Annotated in this window: 11 protein-coding genes; 3 read left to right on the top strand and 8 right to left on the bottom strand. The window is 73.3% G+C overall.

Going from position 1 to position 17,920, the window contains the following annotated elements; translation table 11 throughout:
• Nucleotides 1-81 precede the first annotated feature (81 nt).
• The 8 genes from ACR807_RS26280 to ACR807_RS26245 all read right to left on the bottom strand — a co-directional run bounded on the left by ACR807_RS26280 (nucleotide 82) and on the right by ACR807_RS26245 (nucleotide 14,001).
• The gene (locus ACR807_RS26280) at nucleotides 82-240 is read right to left on the bottom strand and encodes a hypothetical protein (protein WP_438924084.1); all 159 of its coding nucleotides are present in this window, start codon (nucleotides 238-240) and stop codon (nucleotides 82-84) included.
• A 240-nt stretch (nucleotides 241-480) separates the two neighbouring features.
• Entirely contained in the window at nucleotides 481-3,711 is a 3,231-nt protein-coding gene (locus ACR807_RS26275; RefSeq protein WP_438924083.1) for a helicase HerA domain-containing protein, read from the bottom strand.
• Entirely contained in the window at nucleotides 3,708-4,316 is a 609-nt protein-coding gene (locus ACR807_RS26270) for a hypothetical protein (RefSeq protein WP_438924082.1), read from the bottom strand. The genes ACR807_RS26275 and ACR807_RS26270 overlap by 4 nt, the downstream gene beginning before the upstream one ends.
• A gap of 215 nt (nucleotides 4,317-4,531) precedes the next feature.
• Nucleotides 4,532-8,593, bottom strand: coding sequence for a TIGR02680 family protein (locus ACR807_RS26265; RefSeq protein ID WP_438924081.1), 4,062 nt, complete (start codon nucleotides 8,591-8,593; stop codon nucleotides 4,532-4,534).
• Nucleotides 8,590-9,837 (bottom strand): TIGR02678 family protein, encoded by a 1,248-nt coding sequence (locus tag ACR807_RS26260; protein ID WP_438924080.1) that lies wholly within the window; start codon nucleotides 9,835-9,837, stop codon nucleotides 8,590-8,592. Before ACR807_RS26260 ends, ACR807_RS26265 begins: the two co-directional genes overlap by 4 nt.
• Nucleotides 9,834-11,387, bottom strand: coding sequence for a TIGR02677 family protein (locus ACR807_RS26255; RefSeq protein ID WP_438924085.1), 1,554 nt, complete (start codon nucleotides 11,385-11,387; stop codon nucleotides 9,834-9,836). The genes ACR807_RS26260 and ACR807_RS26255 overlap by 4 nt, the downstream gene beginning before the upstream one ends.
• 38 nt (nucleotides 11,388-11,425) lie before the next feature.
• Nucleotides 11,426-12,646 (bottom strand): TIGR02679 family protein, encoded by a 1,221-nt coding sequence (locus ACR807_RS26250; RefSeq protein ID WP_438924079.1) that lies wholly within the window; start codon nucleotides 12,644-12,646, stop codon nucleotides 11,426-11,428.
• A gap of 11 nt (nucleotides 12,647-12,657) precedes the next feature.
• On the bottom strand, nucleotides 12,658-14,001 hold the full coding sequence (locus tag ACR807_RS26245) for a helicase-associated domain-containing protein (RefSeq protein WP_438924078.1): 1,344 nt from the start codon (nucleotides 13,999-14,001) through the stop codon (nucleotides 12,658-12,660).
• Nucleotides 14,002-14,176: 175 nt separating this feature from the next.
• On the opposite strand from ACR807_RS26245, the gene ACR807_RS26240 reads away from it, so the two are divergent.
• From ACR807_RS26240 to ACR807_RS26230, 3 genes are all read left to right on the top strand, one after another.
• The gene (locus ACR807_RS26240; RefSeq protein ID WP_438924077.1) at nucleotides 14,177-15,931 is read left to right on the top strand and encodes a hypothetical protein; all 1,755 of its coding nucleotides are present in this window, start codon (nucleotides 14,177-14,179) and stop codon (nucleotides 15,929-15,931) included.
• 269 nt (nucleotides 15,932-16,200) lie between these two features.
• Entirely contained in the window at nucleotides 16,201-16,563 is a 363-nt protein-coding gene (locus ACR807_RS26235; RefSeq protein ID WP_438924076.1) for a hypothetical protein, read from the top strand.
• Entirely contained in the window at nucleotides 16,560-17,717 is a 1,158-nt protein-coding gene (locus tag ACR807_RS26230) for a hypothetical protein (RefSeq protein ID WP_438924075.1), read from the top strand. The genes ACR807_RS26235 and ACR807_RS26230 overlap by 4 nt, the downstream gene beginning before the upstream one ends.
• Nucleotides 17,718-17,920 lie beyond the last annotated feature (203 nt).

The raw sequence follows: 17,920 nt of genomic DNA, 5'->3' as shown, positions 1-17,920 counted from the left end.
TCGTGACCACCCCGGCCCAGGTGGTCGACGCGGTCCAGGAGGCGGTCACCGCCGGCAAGAGGGAACGGCTCGTGCGGCCCGCTACCGGGAGGTGGTGCGCCGGGTTCCGCCGAGGTCCGGCTCGCCCCGGTCGGGGCACAGCCCCCGCCCGACGTCGTGCAGGCGCTCCCGCGACGACGCGGGAGCGACCCGCGGCGCGGCGTCCTCGGTGTACCCCGACGAGACCGCCGCGGCGGTCAACCGACCACCACGAGGCACACGCTCCCCCACGCCCATGCCACTGATCCCCCACCAGTCCCGCGTCGGTGCCGACGCACTCGCGGCCCATAACCGAGCAGCGCTCGCAGACCGTAATACACGACGGCCCCTTCGTCACCGTTCTGTCAGGGTGACCACAGCCCGCGAGCACGGCCCCCGCCCGCGAGCGTCCCGCCCGCGGGACGGGCTGGCTCGTCCGCCGTCCTCGACGGCGTGACCGGGTCAAGCTCCGCGCCGGTCCTCCGCACCCGCCGTCGACGCCCGCGCCCGCGCCAGGACCTCCTCCTCCGCCAACGCCGTGGGCGGGTGGTGGCTCAGGCACAGGGGCACCCGGATCTTGGACATGCCCGTGCCCTCCGTGGCCCCGTAGAAATGACCGGCGGGCAGGCGGGAGATGTCGTCGACCCGGCCGCCCTTCGCCCGCGCCAGGTCGGTGGCCGCCTGGATCTGCACGGGCGCGTTGAGCAGGCCGAAGAACTGCGTCGCGGCGTTGCCGGAGACCACGTTGTGCAGCGCCTTGGGCGCCTGCGTCGCGTAGACCATGCCCAGCCCGTACTTCCGCGCCTGCGACGCCAGGGTCAGCGTGCTCTGGGTGGACGCGGTCGTGGTGCGCGAGGACACGAACGTCTGGGCCTCGTCCAGCACGAACAACCCGCCCAGCGGCCGGTCCCGGGCGGGGTTGCGCTTGACCCAGGAGAACAGGGCGAGCTGGAGCTGGTTGACGAAGGTCTGCCGCTGGTCGTCGTTGGGCAGGCCGATGCAGCTGACCACCGACACCCTGGCCCGCTTGCCGGGCGGCGGGGTGAGCAGCACACCGGGGTCCATCCGTTCACCGGCCCCGCCGAACACCGGGTCGTTGATCATCTCGGCGTTGAGGCCGTCGGCCATGTCGGCGGCGAGGCGCGGCGCGTCCCGCACGGTGCTGACCTCGGGCGGGAGGTCGGCCAGGAACGCGAGGAAGTCCCGCAGCTCGCCTCCCCCGGCGCGGACGAAGCGCGCCAGGGCCTGCGTGAGGACGGCCTTGCCGGTGGTGGCCCGGCGCCCGCCGAGGTTGACGCGGGGCACCAGCCCGGCCACGGCGGCGTCGATCGCGGCGCGGAACTCGTCCGGGTCGTCGGGTTCGCGGTCGAAGCCGGGCAACGGGTCGAGCGTGAGCGGCCTGCCCGCCTCGCGCCGGGGCGTCCAGACCACCACGTCGGTGTCGCGCAGGTAGCGGTCGGCGCGCTCGGCGTCACCGGGTTCCCAGAGCGCGGGCGGGGACGGCCAGGGGTCGCCCAGCCGGGCGAGGTCGTTGTTGGTGTCGATGAGGATCGAGGAGACCCCGTGCAGGGCGACCTCCTCGACCAGCCGGCGCAGCAGCACGGTCTTGCCCGAACCGCTGCCGGCGAAGACGACGGTGTGCTTGCGCAGCAGGGCGAGCGGCACGGTGAACGGCGTGCCGGTCACGACACCGGTGCCCAGGCGCACGCCCGGTTCACCGGTGACCGCCTCCTCGACAGCGTCGTCGGGAGTGGCGGTGACGTCGGAAGTGGCGGTGACGTCGGCCAGCGTGCCGCTGATCCCCGGCCACTCGGACACCGGCTCGGGTTCGTCGTGACGAGGTTCTTCGTGACGGGGGTCGTCGTGACGGGGGTCGTCGTGGCTACCCTGCGGTACCGGCGCCGCCGCGAAGTCGTCGAGATCCGCCAGTGCCGTCGTCAGCAGCTGCGAGGAGGACGCGGGACGACGGTCGAGCAGCCACGGCAGGAACCCCGGCGGTGACTGGTCGCGCATCTTCTCCAGCGCGGTGAACAGGCGCAGGTCGCTCTCCGCGACCGGCAGGACCAGGCCGCCGTCCGCGCGGAACGCCTCCACCGCCGCGGTGGTGGCCGGCCCGCCGGAGAAGGGCGCGTTGCGCAGCACGACCAGGTGCCGCTTGTCGTCGCCCCGCCGGAGTTCCGCTTCCAGCTGGGCCGACTTGAGCCGCGCGAGCACGGCGCGGGCGTGGGTGTGGGCGATGGCGCGGAAGCTCCAGTGGACCTCGCCCTCGCGGGCCTCGTCGACGGTGAGGCGCAGCCGGGCGTGCAGGGGCGGGTTGCCGCCGCGCGACGCGTCGACGGTCAGCACCGGGCCGTCGGCGCCCCGTTCGAGCACGAAGCAGTGCAGGGCGGCACCGAGCAGCGCCTGCACGCGCTCGTCCTCCCGGTGCTGGTCCAGCGGGGCGAGGACGTCGGCGGTGTCGCGCAGCCGGTCGAACAGCGCGTCGAGGTCGTCCGCCTCCCGCGACACCACGGCGGGCTGGGCCGCGGGCTCGGGCGCGGCGGTGGCGAAGTCCCGCAGCTCCTCGACCTCGTCGTGGGCGAGGCACCGGCGGATGTGCTCGTCGACGCGTTGCAGGAGCCGCCGGGGCGTCCAGTTGGCCACGTCCGCCCCCGTGAACGCCGACGGGTGGACGGGCCAGGTCGCGTGCGGCGGGGTGAAGCCGATCTCGCCGTAGAGGCCGCCCAGGTGCCGCTCCACGATGGCGGTGGCCACCGCCGCGCTGGGCATGGCGGTGCGCAGGTCGAGCACGCGGAACCGGTCGGCCGCGGAGTGGACGGCGTGGTGCTCGACCAGGTCCCACGAGCGCGGCAGGCAGGCCACCACCACGATGGTGCGCCGGGTCTCCTCCCGCACCCGCATGAGCCCGTCGGCCAGGCGGTCGACCAGGGCCTCCTCCCCCGGCGCGTCGGCGGCCTGGGTGATGACGCTGTCGATCTGGTCGACGGCCACGACGACCGGGCCGATCAGCGCGAAGATCCTGGACAGGTCGCCGAGCAGCAGCTGCGGCGGCCGGGACGGCGCGCGGAACCCCCACTCCGCCCGGTCGGCGGGCTCGACGCCGTCGGGCAGGACCAGGTAGGCGTTGCCCGCCTCCCACGCCTTGCCCTTCGCCCGGTACAGGACCAGCGCCCGCAGCGTGTCCTGGCACTCGACGGCGACCTGGGGGTCGAGGGAGCGCAGCCCGTCGAGCAGGTCGTCGACGTCCTGCCTGCGCACCGGCAGGGTGCCGGTGAGGCGCAGGCCGGTCTCCCGGTCCTGGCCGGTGAGGCGGGCGAGCTCGCCGAGCAGGTGCCCCAGCTGCCCGCCCTGGCGGTCGAGCAGGCCGCCCACCACGCCGTGCACCGCGCCCGCCCAGAACGAGTGGCCGTCGAGGAGCTTGAGCAGGAAGAACGACCCGCCCTGCTGCTGCACGTGCTGCCTGAGCCAGCCCAGCATGTGCGTCTTGCCCACGCCGCGCTCACCGCGCAGCACGATGCCCATCGGGCTGACCTTCGGGCGTCGTCCGGCCGAGGCGACAGCCTGGGTGACGGCGTCGACGGCGCGCGGGTGCAGGCCGTCGACGTGGTGGTCCATGGGGCTCCAGATGTCGTCCGGCGTCACGGCCCAGCCGAACTGCACCGACGACAGCGCGTGGCGCTCCTCCTCGTTCACCCGGCCGCCTCGATCGCCAGGGTGTGCCGGGGACTGCCGCCGAGCACCAGCGCCGCCCGCCGGTCGGCCTCGGTGAGCGACCTCTGGTCCGCCTCGCCCCGCAGGTGGACGTCGTCCCGGTCCGCGAGGGCCGTCAACGCCCGGTCGAGCCGGTCGGCCGGCACGTCGTCGAGGTGTTCGCGCAGGGAGCGGAGGGACACCGCGTCGCCGGGCCGGGGAGCGAGCACGCGGTAAGCCGCCTCGACCCGGTGCCCCAGGTCCGGGCTGAAAAGCTCGCCGAGGCTGCCACCGGTGGCCTCCAGGTGACGGCGCAACCCGGCCAGCAGCACGTAGAGCGCCCCACCGGCGTACCCGGCCCGAGGAGGACGCGAAGCCGACAGCTCGGCCCCGCACCGCACCGCGCCCTCGTCCGTGAGGTCGTGCACGTAAGCGCGCCCCACCTTGGTGCTGACCACCAGCCCGAGGTCGTTGAGGCGGCGGCGGTGGACGCCGTCGAGGGTGAACCCGGCCAGCTCCCGCAGCTCGGCGTTGGTCAACTCGCGGGCCTCCGCCATCAACACCAACAACGCGGCGCGCTCGCGCAAGCCCAACCGTTCCTCGGACATCCCCGTTCCGTTCCCGCGGTCATCCGCGTCCTAGGTCGACGCGTCCCCCGGTGGTCGCACGCGTCGAGCACGGTTCACCTTCCGAGCGGGTCACACCCCCGAACGGACCGAGGTCGCACTGTACGCGCGAGCGATCCCGGCGAGTCGTCCACTCGCGGCATGACCGGCGACACGACCTCTGATCGATCCGGGTTCCGGCCTGCGGGGAACCGCGCTCAGTCGTCCCCCACCACCTCGTCGTCGAGCACCTCGGCGCCGTCCCACACGAACCGGGCGGTCGTGACGGCGTCGTCGTCGCCACCGCTGATCAGCTGGTGGATCGCGATGCCGTCCAGCTCGCGGTAGGTGCACCACTCGTGGTCGGAGGTGAGGACCAGGTCGAGGTCCAGCGCCGACAGCAGTGCGAACACCTGGCCGCGGTTGACGCTGTCGACACCGACGAAGACCTCGTCCAGCAGGATGACCCGCGGCGCTCCGGCGACGGCCTGGTAGTGGGCGGCCACGGCGGCGAACAGCGGCAGGTGCAGCGCGATCGCCTTCTCACCGCCCGACAGCGCACCGTGGAGCTTCTTGGTCAGGGGCTGCCAGCCCGTCCCGTTCATGCGGTCGACCTTCACCACGAACCTGTGCCAGGCCGTGTAGTCGAACACCTGCCCCAGTTGCTGCTCCCAGTTGGTGGCCGTCTCGTCGCCCTTGGCCTGTTCGACCCGGTCCCGGAAGAACCGGTGCAGCGACTCGCGGTCCTCCTCGGTCAACCGCACCGGGTCCTTGAGCAGGAGGTCACGCGCCGCTTTCGTGCCCGGTGGCAGCTCGGGCGAGACCTCCCACACCAACCGCACCGCCACCTTCGAGGCGGTGCGCACGCGCTCCAGGCGGGCGTTCATGCCGTCGACCAGGTCGTGCGCCTGCCGTATCCGGGCGGCGAGGTGGCGGCGCGTGTCCCCCGTGAGGGTCCGGTCGAACAGCTCGCGCTCCTGCCCGGTGATGTCCTCCCTGCTGCGTTCCGCGTCGGACCGCAGGAGGTCGTGCAGCGCCGAGGCGCCGATCCTCACCCCGTCCACCACCGCCGAGAAGACCTGGACGTCCTCGTCGGAGTCGAGTTCGAGGTCGGCCCGACCGCCCAGCACCTCGCGGGAGGCGTGCACCTCCTCCGCCAACCGGTGTGCGGCGTCGCCGAGGTTCTTGGGCGAGTGGGGCAGCGTCGGCCACGCGGCCGCGATCGACCTCGCCGCGTCCAGCGCCGCCCGGACACCGCTCGACGCCGTCAGCACCTGCCGGAACGCGGGCAGGTCGTCCAGACCGCTGTCGGCGGGCAGGCTGCCGTCCGACAGGTGCCGGAACCGCGCCGCAGCCTGGTCGCGCACCTCGGTGGCGCGGTCGCGGTCACGTGCGTCGGTGGCCCGCTGGGCGGTGAGCTCCCCCAGGCGCACGGCCAGGGTGCCGATCCCCTTCCGGTTGGCGCTCGCCTCGCGCCTGACCGAGTCCAGCTGCTCGCGCAGCGCGGCGAGTTCGTCCAGCACCTGCCGGTAGTCGACGCCGATGGTGCCCTCCACGGCGTCCAGCTCGCTGTCGAGCCCGCGGGCCGCGGCTTCGGCGGCGTCCGCCTCGTCCTCGCGCTGTTCGGCGGCGAGCCGGGACCGCTGGGCCTGTGCGGCGGTCCGGTCCGCTTCACGACGTGCCGTGAGCAGGGCTGCGTGCTCGTCGATCCAGGCGTCGGACGCGGTCCGGAAGGCGTCCGCGGCGGCCATGACGGCGGTGAGCGCGTTCCGCTCGGCGGGCAGGCCGTGTTCGGCTGCCGTAGTGGTCAGCGCGCGCAGGGCGCGGTCCACGCGCCGCTCGCCCTTCGCCAGGCCGTCCAGTGACCGCCGGACCACGCCGTCGGCGCTGTGGACCGCTGAATCCGCCCGGGTCAGGTCCTCCAGCGCCGCGTTCGCGCCGGTGTGGTCGGGCCGGGCGCGCCGGTCGGCCTCGACGTCGGACCTGCGTTCGGCCAGCGACCGCGAAGCGGCCACGTGCGTTCCGATCAGCTCCTCCGACGCGACGATCCGCTCGCGCAGTTCGGCCAAGCGGCGCTGCCGGGCCCGCTGCCTGGCGAGCGCGCCGATGTGCGCGGCCTCGTCCTTGCGCCAAGTGCCGCGCAGGTTGCCCACGCGCCAACCACCGTCGGCCCCGATGGCGACCGGGTGGGCTCCGGGCAGCTCCTCCCCGTAGGCCACGCCACCGAGCAGGCGTGCGACGACGTCGGCGGCCACGGGCGCGTCGGCCTCGGGTACGAGGACGTCGGTGAGCGAGCGCCCCGGTGCCGACGGCACGGCACCCGGTACGGCGAACGTGTCGTGCCCGGCGACCGCGCCGTCGTGGCCGACCCAGGCGTCCAGGAGCCCGGACGCCTGGAGCGCGGCCTCCACGGACGCGCGGACGTCGTCGGGCACCGCGTCGGCGAAGCGGACCAGGCGCCACAGCGGCGCGCCGGTCATGGCCCCGCGGTCCGCGGTGCGCGTGTGCGGTGGCCGGGGAGGCAGGTCCTCCTCGGCCAGCAGCCGCCGGACCTCGTCGCGCAGGGCGTCCCGCTCACGCCCGGCGCTCTCCAGCGCCGTCCCGACCAGGGTCTCTTCCCGGGTGATGGCGTCCAGCACGCGGCTCGCGGCGGAGTCGACCTCGGTCAGCACGGCGGTCTCCGACGCCGCGAGGTCCGCCAGTGCCCCCGGGTCGGCGAAGGTCAGCTCACGGCAGCCGGCCGCCCACGCCAGGACGGCGGCCCGGAGCTCCGCGAGCGCGGCCCCACGCCGGTCGGCGAACCCGGCCCGCTGTTCGGTGGCCTCCGCCAGGGCTTCCCGTGCCTCGTCGAGCGCCCGTTCCGCGTCCTGCCTGCTGTTGACCGCGACCTCGTGCTCGTTGAGCGCGGCGCGCACGGCCTCGACCTGTTCGGCACGTGCCTGGACCGCGGCGCGCAGCAGGGCCCGCGACCGCGAGGGGTCGGCGAGGACGCGGGTGATCTCGGCGTGCACCGAGGCGAGACCGACGCGGGCGGCGGCGGTCGAGGCGCCCTCGGCCAGCGCTCCCGCGGTCGCGGCCCGTGCCTCCGCGTGCCGGGCGGCGGTGTCGGCCGCTTCCGCGTCGGTCCGGGCGATTCGGCGGTGGCGGGCCGCGTCGGCGCGCCACCTCCCGGCGGTCGCACGAGCCTCGCGCACGCGGGTCCGCAGCCGGTCGAGCTGTTCCCCCCTCCGGTACGCCTCGCTGCCGGTCAGGCCCTGGATGCGCCCCTCCGCCTCGACGATGCGCTGCTCCAGCAGCTCGCCGCGTTCTTCGGCCTCCTGCTTGCGCAGCGCGGCGCGGCGGTGCTCGTCCTCCGAGAGTTTCGCGGCGTCCGCGAGGTTGCCCAGCTCCGTGGTGGCGGAGATCAGCCTCGCCGCCGCGGCGCGCAGCACGCGCTGCGCGTACGCGCGTTGCCTGGTCCTGAGGTGCTGCGCGGCCTGCACCTCGGCGTCGAGGCGGTTGAGCTGTTCACGCTGCCGGTCCAGGCGCTCGAAGCCCTCGGCGAGGTCGCTGATCTCCGCCTCGCCCAGCGGCGGCAGCGCCTTGGACAGCAACGTGGACAGCAGCCCGGGGTCGAGCCGCTGGGAGAGCTTCGGCGTGCGGAGCTGGAGCAGGGCCGTGATGAGCGCGTCGTAGCGCTGCTCGCTCAGACCGGGGAACAGGGTCGAGCGCACGGCCGCCCGGTAGTCGGCCGCGCTCTGGTGCAGCGTGCCCCGGTCGCCGAGCGCGGCTTCCAGGGCCTTGCCGGTGAGGGGTGCGCTGTTCGGGTCGGTGAGGTCTAGGCCGCCCGGCACGCCGATGCGCTGCCCGGTGGTGAAGTAGTCCGGGTGCACCGCGGTGGTGTGCCTGGTCGCGGCCAGCCGCGCGCCGCAGGAGAACCACTCGTCCGGCGAGCCGTCCGCGCCGGGGAAGCGGAACTCCAGCCACACGTACCCGACCCTGGTGGTGCCGGTCGCCCCTTCCCCCATCAGGTTCCAGTGCATGGTGCGCTCGGACGTGCCGAACGTGGAGAGCCGGTTGGCGCGCAGGTTGGCGTCGAACAGGAACGGCAGGAGCAGTTCCAGCGCCTTCGACTTGCCGGTGCCGTTGGGGCCGCGCAGCAGCAACCGCCCCTTGTGGAACCTGAAGACCTCGTCGTAGTAGCGCCACACGTTCAGGATCCCGGCGCGTTCGGGTACCCACCTGGCCACCGCCCCCGGCGCGTCGCCGCTCTCCGCGCGCGGCAGCCCGGTCACCGTCACGACCCCTCCTCGACGTCGTCGGCACTCGTCCGGGTCACCGCGTAGCGGTGGGCGGCGGGCCGGGCGCGCACGACACCGCTGTCGAGCCGGACGAGGCCGAACGCCCTGAGCACGTCCAGCGCGTCGGCGACCAGCCTCGTGGCCCCGTCCTCGCCGCGGTACCCCTTGGCCCACCGGGGGAAGCGGCCGAGCAGCGCGTCGGCCTCGGCGCGCAACTGCTCCACGGCGACCTGCCCGTCCCCGGCCGTGATCACGTCGAGGAGCAGCAGGGCGGCGACCTTGGCGTTGCCGGAGTCGTCGGGGAACCGGCTGTCCGTGGCCACGCCGTCCGGGTCGATCAGCATGACGCCTTCGGCACGTTCCTCCACCAGCAACCCCGCCTGGTCGGCGGCCCGGCGCACGAGCTGCCCGCCGGTCGGTGACGACAGGTAGGCCCGTTCCGCGGGTGTCAGGTCGTCGCGGTGCACGACCGGGTCGTCGACCAGCTTGCGGAACACGGAGTGCCTCAGCCACAGGTTGCGCTGGACCTCGGACACCGGCTCGTCGGCGTCGCCGTAACGCCGTTCGCGGGACAACCGGGTCAGCAGCTCGGTGAAGCGCGGCGGCACCTCGCCGATGTGCGACTCCCCCGAGGGGACCGCGACCTGCGACGCGCCGACCGGGGTCGCCAACAGGCGCATGAGCAGCGTCGCGTCCACCCGGTAGAGGACCTTCGCGTCGGCGGAGTCCACGAACGACTCGGTGGCGCCGTCCACCACCTCGACCGCGCCGACCGACTCCAGCAGTCGCAGCGCGTCGACGAACGCCATCCGCTCGGCGCGGTTGGCCGTGTCGAACGGCGGCAGCACGGGGTCCGCGGCCGACGCCTGGACGACGCGGTCCGCCAGCAGCCCGACCGTGGTCACCGGCACCCCCAGCAGCTCGGCGGCCACCACGCACAGCAGGGTGTACCGGCGGCGGTCGAACGGCGCCCGCCCCGTGCGGTGCCGTCGCGCCGGGCGGGTGGGGTCGGTGGCGACCCGGACCTTGGCCAACCGCGCGTACCCCAGGCGCGGTTCGACGACCAGCGACCACCCGCAGTAGTAGTCGAACCACTTCTCGACGGGTTCGCGCCGCCTGCGCACGAGGTCGAAGGCCTCCGGCGCGGCCCCGGCTCCGATCAGCGGTGTCGCCAGCAGCAGGCGGATCGCCCGCGCGACCTCCTCGCGCTCCGCGATGACCAGCTGGTTCGCCAGGTTGCTCATCCGGTCGCCACCCCTTCGGCAGCCCTCCGCGGCCGCTGCGCCGCACGACCACCCGGCGTGCGGATCTCGACGTCGTAGTCAGGGCCGGTGAACACGCCGCGCGGGGTCCTGAGCACCGCCTGCTCGCGGTGCGCCCCCGGCGGCCTCAGCAGGATCTCCACCCGCCCGTCACCCGTGGTGGCCCGGTGGACGCCGTGCCGGTCCGGTGCCGCGGCCAAGGCCCGCCCGAGCAGGTCGAGCAGCCGGTCGAGCACCTCGTGGTCCAACCGCCCGAACTGGGACAACCTCGTGCCACCACCGGTGTCCAGCCGGTCCCACGCGGCCTTCAGCGCGGCCCGCTCCGCACGGGCCGCCCCGGTGCGCGCCGCCTTGACCGCGGCCACGTCGCGCACCCGCCCGGTGCGGCTGAACCGCTCGGTCCGCCCCGCGCTGCGCAGCAACGCCGACACCTCCACCGGTGGCGCGTCGGCCCACCGGGCGGACGACCCCACGAGCTCCGGGTCGGGGTGCGCGAGGTGCGCGTGGCGGGCCGAGCCGAGCCCGAAGGCGGTCGACCACAGCAGGTGCAGGTCCTCCTCCGCCGGCGCGACCGCGAACCAGCGCGCCAGCTCGCGGAAGTCCGCCGCCGCACTGGTCGACCTGCGCCTGGACTCGGTGATCCGGTCGAGCACCTGCAGCAACGCGATGATCGCGCGCCTGGCGACCACGAACAGCTGCTGCACCCTGGGCGCGCCGCCGCCCGCCGGCAGGAACCACGCGCGCAACCCTTCCCACCTGGCCCGGCGCAGCTCCAGCCACGCCACCGCCGGATCGCCCCCCGAGGTGGGCGGGAGTTCGGCGCCCACCAGCGCGCGGTGGTGCAGGAGGGCCACTCCCCGTTCCTCGACCAGCTCGACCCGGTTGGCGATCACGTGCGCCCGCTGCTCCAGGTTCGTGGTGAACTCCTGGAGGTACGCCACGGTCGCCGACTTGACCTCGCGGAACGTCTCCTGATCGGCCCCCTCGGCCCGCAGCAGGCGCTGCAGCTCGCCGTTGAACTGCTTGGTGTTGCCCCGCAACGCCTCCAAGTGCCCCTCCAGCTCGACCAGCGTGCTGAAGACCCGGCGATCCGGCACACCGGCATCGCCCAGCTGCGCGACCAGCTCCCCGAGCCGGTCCGCGATCGCGTCGAGCACCGCCGTCTGGAGCGCGCCCGTCGAGGCCAGCACGGCCATCGCGTGCACCACACCGGCCAGGGCGGCTTCACCGCGCCTGGTCAACGAGTACTGGAGGTTGCGCCGCTCGTACTCGTCGGCGGTCCGGTAGTCCTCGGCGTGGTTCTGGGTGACGTCGAGCAGCCCCCAGCCGCGCAGGCGCCCCAGTGCCCCGGTCAGGTCCTCGTCGTCCAGCGGGTCGAGCCACCCCACCGAGCGGAGCCTCGCCCGCACGTCGTCCAGCCCGAGAGCGGTCTCCAACCGCTCGTTGGCCTCACCGAACGCGTGCAGGACCGCCACGTACAGCTCGGCCCGCTCGCCCGTGGCGAACCGGAACATCTCCGGCGGCACGCGCATGGCCTCCAAGAGCACCCTCCTCCCACCGGTCGAGCACGCTACGGCAGATCGCCGGCACCCCGTCCGCACTCGTCGAGCTCGTCCAACAGCCGCGCGGTGACCCGCTCCTCCGGGACCGCCAGCCCGTGCTCGCGCATCGCGTCCGCCAACCCACCGTCCCACGGCGCCTCGGTGACCCGCCCCACCGGTGTGCCGACGCGTGCGCCGCCCAGCCCCAACAGGTAGTCGTCGGTGGCCATGCGCCACGGCACGGCACCGGTGCGCGCCATCACGTGCGCGGCGATCCGCACGCCCTCGCCGTCAAGGTCCCCGTGGTGGTGGAGGGTCGCCCCGGCCGTCGTCAGACCGCGCAGGAACACGACCACCGCGCTGTTGGGCCAGCCGGACGTGCACACCACCGGCGGGCACGAAGCACCGAACCGGGCCGCCGCCACCGCGAGCACGCTCGGGTTCTCGAACACCCACACGTCCCCGGGTGTCCCGACGAACGACGTCGCGCGGACCTGCGCCAACGTCAGGGCCGCGACGTGCCCCGCGTCGGCGCACACGCGCAGCACACCGCCCCCGACACCACCCAGCCGCAGGCCGGCGACCAGGACGGTCGAGGACAACTCGTCCTCGACCACCCCGGCGCGCTCCCACAGCGCCCGCCGCTCCTGCGCGCCCCCCGGCAGGTCGACGCCGTAGAGCGTCGCCAGCGCCCGCTGGACCAGCCCGGCGCACCGCGTTCCCTCGTCCAGGGCGTGCGGATCGCCGAGGACGGCCTCTGCCAGCACCGGCAGCGGCACACCCGTCGCGGGCAACGCGGCGACGACCCGCAGTGCCCGGTCGAGCTCACCGCGGGTGCGCTCGACCGAACCGCCGACGAGCCCGGCCCGCCGAACGGCGTCCACCCAGTCCCGCAGCGCCGGCTGGGCCGTCACCACGGGGTGCTCGGCCAGCCACGCCCACAGCTCGGAGCGGGCACCGGTGGCGAGCGCCCGGCGTCCGGCCCGGTCGTCCAGCGGGCCCAGCAGGGCCACGACGACCTCGCGCACCCCCGTCCCCACGGACTCCCGGAGCAGCTCGTCGAGCCCGGCCACCGACACCGTCGCGTACCGGCCCGGCAGTCGATCGGCCCCCAGCAGATCGGCCACGGCCGACCGCTCCTCCTCGTCGAGGGGGCCGACCTTCACCCGGCTGACCGGCCGCCCCGACGACAACCGGTCGTGCACGGCCCGCCACAGGGGCCGCAGGGCGACGGAGTCGAGCCCGTTCACCGAACGCCCCGTCAGAGCCCACCTCCGCGGACCCCAGCCGGGACGACGTACCCCAGCTTGAGCAGGGCTTTGCGGAACTTCGGCTCCTGCTCCGGCCGGACGGCGAGGTGGCGGTCACCGATCGGGCGGCACAGCGCGCGAGTCGCGCGGTCACGGGTGATCAACGCGGCGAGCGCGGGATCGGCGCACTCGATGACGCGGACGTGGCCGAGATCGGTCAGCCGCGAGCCCCGCCGCTCGACGTCCGCGACCAGCGTGCGCACGGCGTCGGGCAGGTCGTGCCCGGTCCGCGCGGTGAGGAAGTCGACGAACTCGCCGAGGTCGCGGCCGTTGTCGAGCGCCCTGAGCAGACCGGCGGCCGACACCGCCCAGACCCGGTCGGCGGTCTGCTCCGCGTGGGCGGACAGGACGAGCCGGTCCGCGGCGTCGAGGTCACCCGTGGCGACGACGTCGAGATTGGGCAGCACCTTCAACGGCCGGTCCCCGACGATCTTGGACTCAGGCGGTCGGTACGTGTCGGTCAGCCCGAGGGCATAGGCACCCAGCGCGGTGAGCCTGATCGCCACGAGTCCGTCGTAGCGGCTCAGCGCGTCGAGGTCGTCGCCACCCCAGTTGTCGACGTAGTCGTCGCGCGCACCGCGTGGGTCGACGTAGTCGAGGTCGACCAACCCGAGGGTGCCCGCGTACTCGAACAGCACGGCCAGGGTGTAGCGACCTTCGAGGAGTTCCCAGTCGTGGTGCCCTTCGTAGCCGAGGCTGCCGTACTCCGGGTCCACCAGGTAGAGCTTCCACAGCGCCCTGTCCGTGCGGGCGATGGTGGGGCTCATGTTGCCGCGCCGCATGGCGGCGAACAGGAAGTCCACGTCGACCCACTTGTCCTGCGGGCAGCCGGCCAGCGCCGCGGCGACCGCCTGCCGCCGGGTCTTGGCCGCGGTGAGCACGTTGCGCGCCTGCTGCCCCTTGACCTGCTCGACCCGGCTGAACTCGTCGATCACCGCGTGGGTGAGCCAGCGCCGCCACAGGCCCCGGACGGCCTCGGCGGACGGCTTCCCGAGCACCGCACGGCCCTTCGGGGTCAACCGGAGCCGGGTGCCGTCGAGTGTCGCCAGGCCACCGGCCTGGACCAGCAGCGGCCACGCGAACGCCGCGATGGGCTCGTCGGGGTAGAAGTCACCGCGCACCAGGTGCGCGCCGACGGCGCGAACGCTCGCAGCCGACGGACGACCGGTCTTGTCACTGCACCTCACCTGCCCGGCCGCGCACAGTTCGAGCACGGCGCGCAGGTTGGCCGGCGCTTCCTCCTCGGTGAACCGCACCTGCTCAGGCGAGGAGTCCACCAGGTCCACCTCCTTCACCCAGCGCCACCCGGTTCGATCGGCCCACGCCACGAGGTTCCCACACCCGGTGACGGGACTTCTCACGAGCACGGCACGTCGGGAAGTGCGTGGGCGGTAACGGGTGGCGATCCGGCGGCGATGATCGAGCGATCAGCGGGTTCCGCCGTTGCGCGCACCTGCGGGAGGAGATCGCATGCAGGACCCTTCGGATTCGCTGGAGACCGCCGAGCCCGAGGAGGGCGGCCGGAGCGGTACCACCGACCCACCTGTCGCGGACGATCCGGCGTCCGACCCGGACATCGACTCGACGACGACGTCGACGTTCCTGGTGGAGGTGCTCCCAGGGGTGGCTGTCGTCGCCGGTGAGGTCCCACCGGAGCTGAAGCCCGACCTGATCGACTTCGGGATCGTGCCGGCTGCCGACCGCAAGCAGGTCTCGGCGGTCCTCGCCTCGATCGGGAACGCGGCGACCGTGGTCGGCAACCTGGGAAACGCGTTCGCCGGCGTGCAGGGGCTCTACAGGATCGGCGGCACGGCTCAGGCCCTGCTGAACAACGGCGCGGCGCTCGCCGTGAAGGACGGCGGGAACCTCGGAGCGGTGGTGGTGCGCGGCCGCATCGTGCACCAGGCCCGCTTCTACGCCGTGAACGCGGTGAGCATGGCGCGAGTCGCGGCCTCGATCGGGCCGGCGCTGGCCATGATCGGTCTCCAGATGATGCTGAGTGAGCTCTCCAGCCTCGTCAGGACCAACCGCGCGGTGACGAATCAGGTCCTCACCACCATCCGCAAGGAGCAGTGGGCCGAACTGACGGGGCTCGCCGCCGCCGTCGACCGCGCGGTCGACCAGGCGCGGGAGATCGAGTCGGTCCCGACGTCCTTGTGGGAGGACGTCGCGGGCAGCGGAGCACTGGTGCAGAAGCAGCTTGAGCTCTACCGGAGGAACGTCCGCGACCACGTCGGGCACACCAGTCGGGCCGACGCACGCAGCCACCGCGGTTATCTGCGGACGAACGCCGAGGCGATCGCCTTCGACGTGCACGCCCTCCTGTCCTCCCTCAAGGCGTGGACCGGGTACCACGCGCTCCGCGCCGCAAGGGCGAGGGCCGCCGGCCGCGAAGACGCCGCCGAGGCGCACTACGCCGAGGTCATCGCGCGCGACACCCGCGCGGAGTTCGACTCCGCCCTCGCCGAGGCGACGAGCCTCGTGGACGCGCTGACGCGGGAGCTGCGGATCACCGCCGAGCTCCGCGGCCCCGACACGTGGCCGCTGCTGGGGATGCGGAAGGACGTGAAGGCGGTCCGCGAAGTCTCCGCCCGGCTCCTGGAGGTGATCGAGCCTCTCGCCGACGCCCTCCACCCACCGGCTCCTCCGCTCAAGGCTCCCGACATCGTCTGCGCACCCGAATCGCTGGACCCAGCGCCGTACCTCCGCATCCTGCGATGGCTCTTCGAGGACGGCGAGGCCCTGCGCGTCCTCGGCTTCCCCGACCAGCTCGACACCCTCGACCCCATTTCCGCGATCGTCGGCGGAGCGATGGAGAAGCTGGCGGCGGCGATGGACAAGGGCCCGGCGAAGACACTGGTCGCCGTCACGGATCGCCGCATCATCACGGCCAAGACAGATGCGTTCCTGGAGCAAGCCGAGATCCGTCAGGACATCCCGACCGACCAGGTGCGATACGTTCGAGCAACTACGCAGGACAGGAGCTCGCGCTCGGCGATCGACCTCATCACGCGCGACGAGAACATCCGGTGGCTCTTCCACGCCGACGTCGACAACACTCAGGTGGACGCGCTAGCCGCCGTGCTCGCCGAGTCGATGACGATCCCGGACTCCGAACGCGACGAGCTCCAACGGCGGCGCCACGCCTCCATCGAGCCGGGCGGGAAGAGCGACGGCACCGACACCAGCTCTACCGAACCGACTGAATCCGAATCCACGACCTGACCACCGCCCCACACATCAGGACGCGAGGTTCAAAACCCATCATTCCTGATCCTTGCGCCCAAGACGGACGTGCGTACCGTCGGTCCACCGCAGCTGCGGACCTACGCCGCCCCCCAAGACCGTTCCACTACCCGGAAGCTCTGTCCAGCTCGCTGTCGCGGCTCCGCGACCGCCACCTGTCGGCTCGGCGCTACCCTCTCGTCTCGGTCGAGCCGTGTCGGATCCCGGCTCGGCCCCACCGGAACGACTGCGGCACGAAGGGACGACGAGTGGCGAAGCCCGCGAGGCGCGTGACCGGTCGGTGGCGGATCGTGGAGATGGACCAGTGGGACCAGGACGCCATCGACCTCGTCGAGCCCGGATTCATCGAGTTCACGCGAGGCGGAACCGGCGAGTTCGGCTTCATCGCCGTCAACGGGTGGATGGACTGCCGCTGGAGCGAGCGCGACGGCCGGCCCTTCGTCGAGTTCACCTGGGAGGGCAACGACGAGATGGACCAGGCCAGTGGACGCGGCTGGGCCGTCCTCGCCGAGGACGACACGCTCACCGGACACCTGTTCTTCCACCTGGGAGACGACTCGGGCTTCCGCGCGGCACCGTTCCCCGGGACCAGAGCGCGAGGCGGGCGTTGAGCGAGTACCAGTACTACGAGTTCGCCGCGCTGGACCAGCCGCTCGACGCGCAAGCCCAAGCCGAGGTCCGCGCCCTGTCCACCCGCGCGCGGATCACCGCCACCGGCTTCACCAACGAGTACGAGTGGGGCAATTTCCGCGGCGACCCGAACCGACTGGTGGAACGCCACTACGACGCGCACCTCTACCTCGCCAACTGGGGCACCCGACGCCTCCTGCTGCGCCTGCCACGCACCCTGCTCGACCTGGACACCGTCGAGCCCTACCTCGTCGACGGGCAGTTCGACGCCTGGACGACGGACACCCACCTCATCGTCGACCTGAGCAACCACGACGAAACCGGCGACTGGGACTACGAGCCACAAGGAGCACTGTCCGCCATCGTCGGCGTGCGGAACGAACTCGCCACCGGCGACCACCGCGCGCTGTACCTGGCATGGCTCGCCGGGTACGGCACCTGGGAACGCGACGAGGAAGCATTCGACCGCGACGCCGACGACGCCCCGGAACCACCCGTACCCGCCGGACTGCGCACACCCACCGCAGCACAGCGCGCCCTGGCCGACTTCCTCCGCCTCGACGACGACCTGCTCGCGGTCGCCGCCGAGACGAGCCCACCGCGCGACGAGACCACCGATGACCCCGAACGCCTCGCTGCCTGGGTAGCGGACCTACCCGGTACCGAGAAGGACCACCTGCTGCTGCGCGTCCTCCAAAACCAGGCCGCGACCGTCCGGGGGGAGCTGCTGCGCCGGTTCCACGACCACACCCCACCCGCCACCGCACCGCCGCAACGCACGGTCGGCGAACTCCTTGACGCGACCGCGCGCAGGCGCGCCGAACGACAGCAGCGGGAAAAGTCGAAGCGCGCCGAGGAGAAAGCCCGTCGCGAACGCGACCGAGCCCTCGCCCGTGAGCAGCGGCTGGACGAACTGGCGCAGGACGAGCAAGCCGCCTGGGCACGCGTCGACGCCCTGATCGCCACCCGCAAACCCGCCGACTACGACGCCGCCGTCGCACTCCTCGTAGACCTGCGAACCCTGGCCGATCGCGAAAACCGACCACACGACTTCACCCAACGTCACGCGGCCCTGCGCCAAACGCACAAGAACAAGCCCAGCCTGAACGCCCGCCTGGCACGCGCCAACCTGTAACCGACCGACCCGCCACAGGAACACCCACCCCGACAATCGACCGTCATCGCGGGCAAGGCGAGCGCGGTGTCACGGCGCGCTCACCGACTCGGCCGCGCCGTCGTGCGCGATGGCCACCGCCACCCACGAACGGCTGACGACACTTCACGCTAAGCAGCGAAATTTTCCAAAATTTCCAACTCACAGTCTACAGCGAACACAAG

Origin of the sequence: Saccharothrix sabaoui (genome assembly GCF_051756985.1) — a bacterium.
GTDB lineage: Bacteria > Actinomycetota > Actinomycetes > Mycobacteriales > Pseudonocardiaceae > Actinosynnema.
Note: the sequence above shows the minus strand (reverse complement) of the source record. Positions and strands in the feature narration are given on the sequence as shown.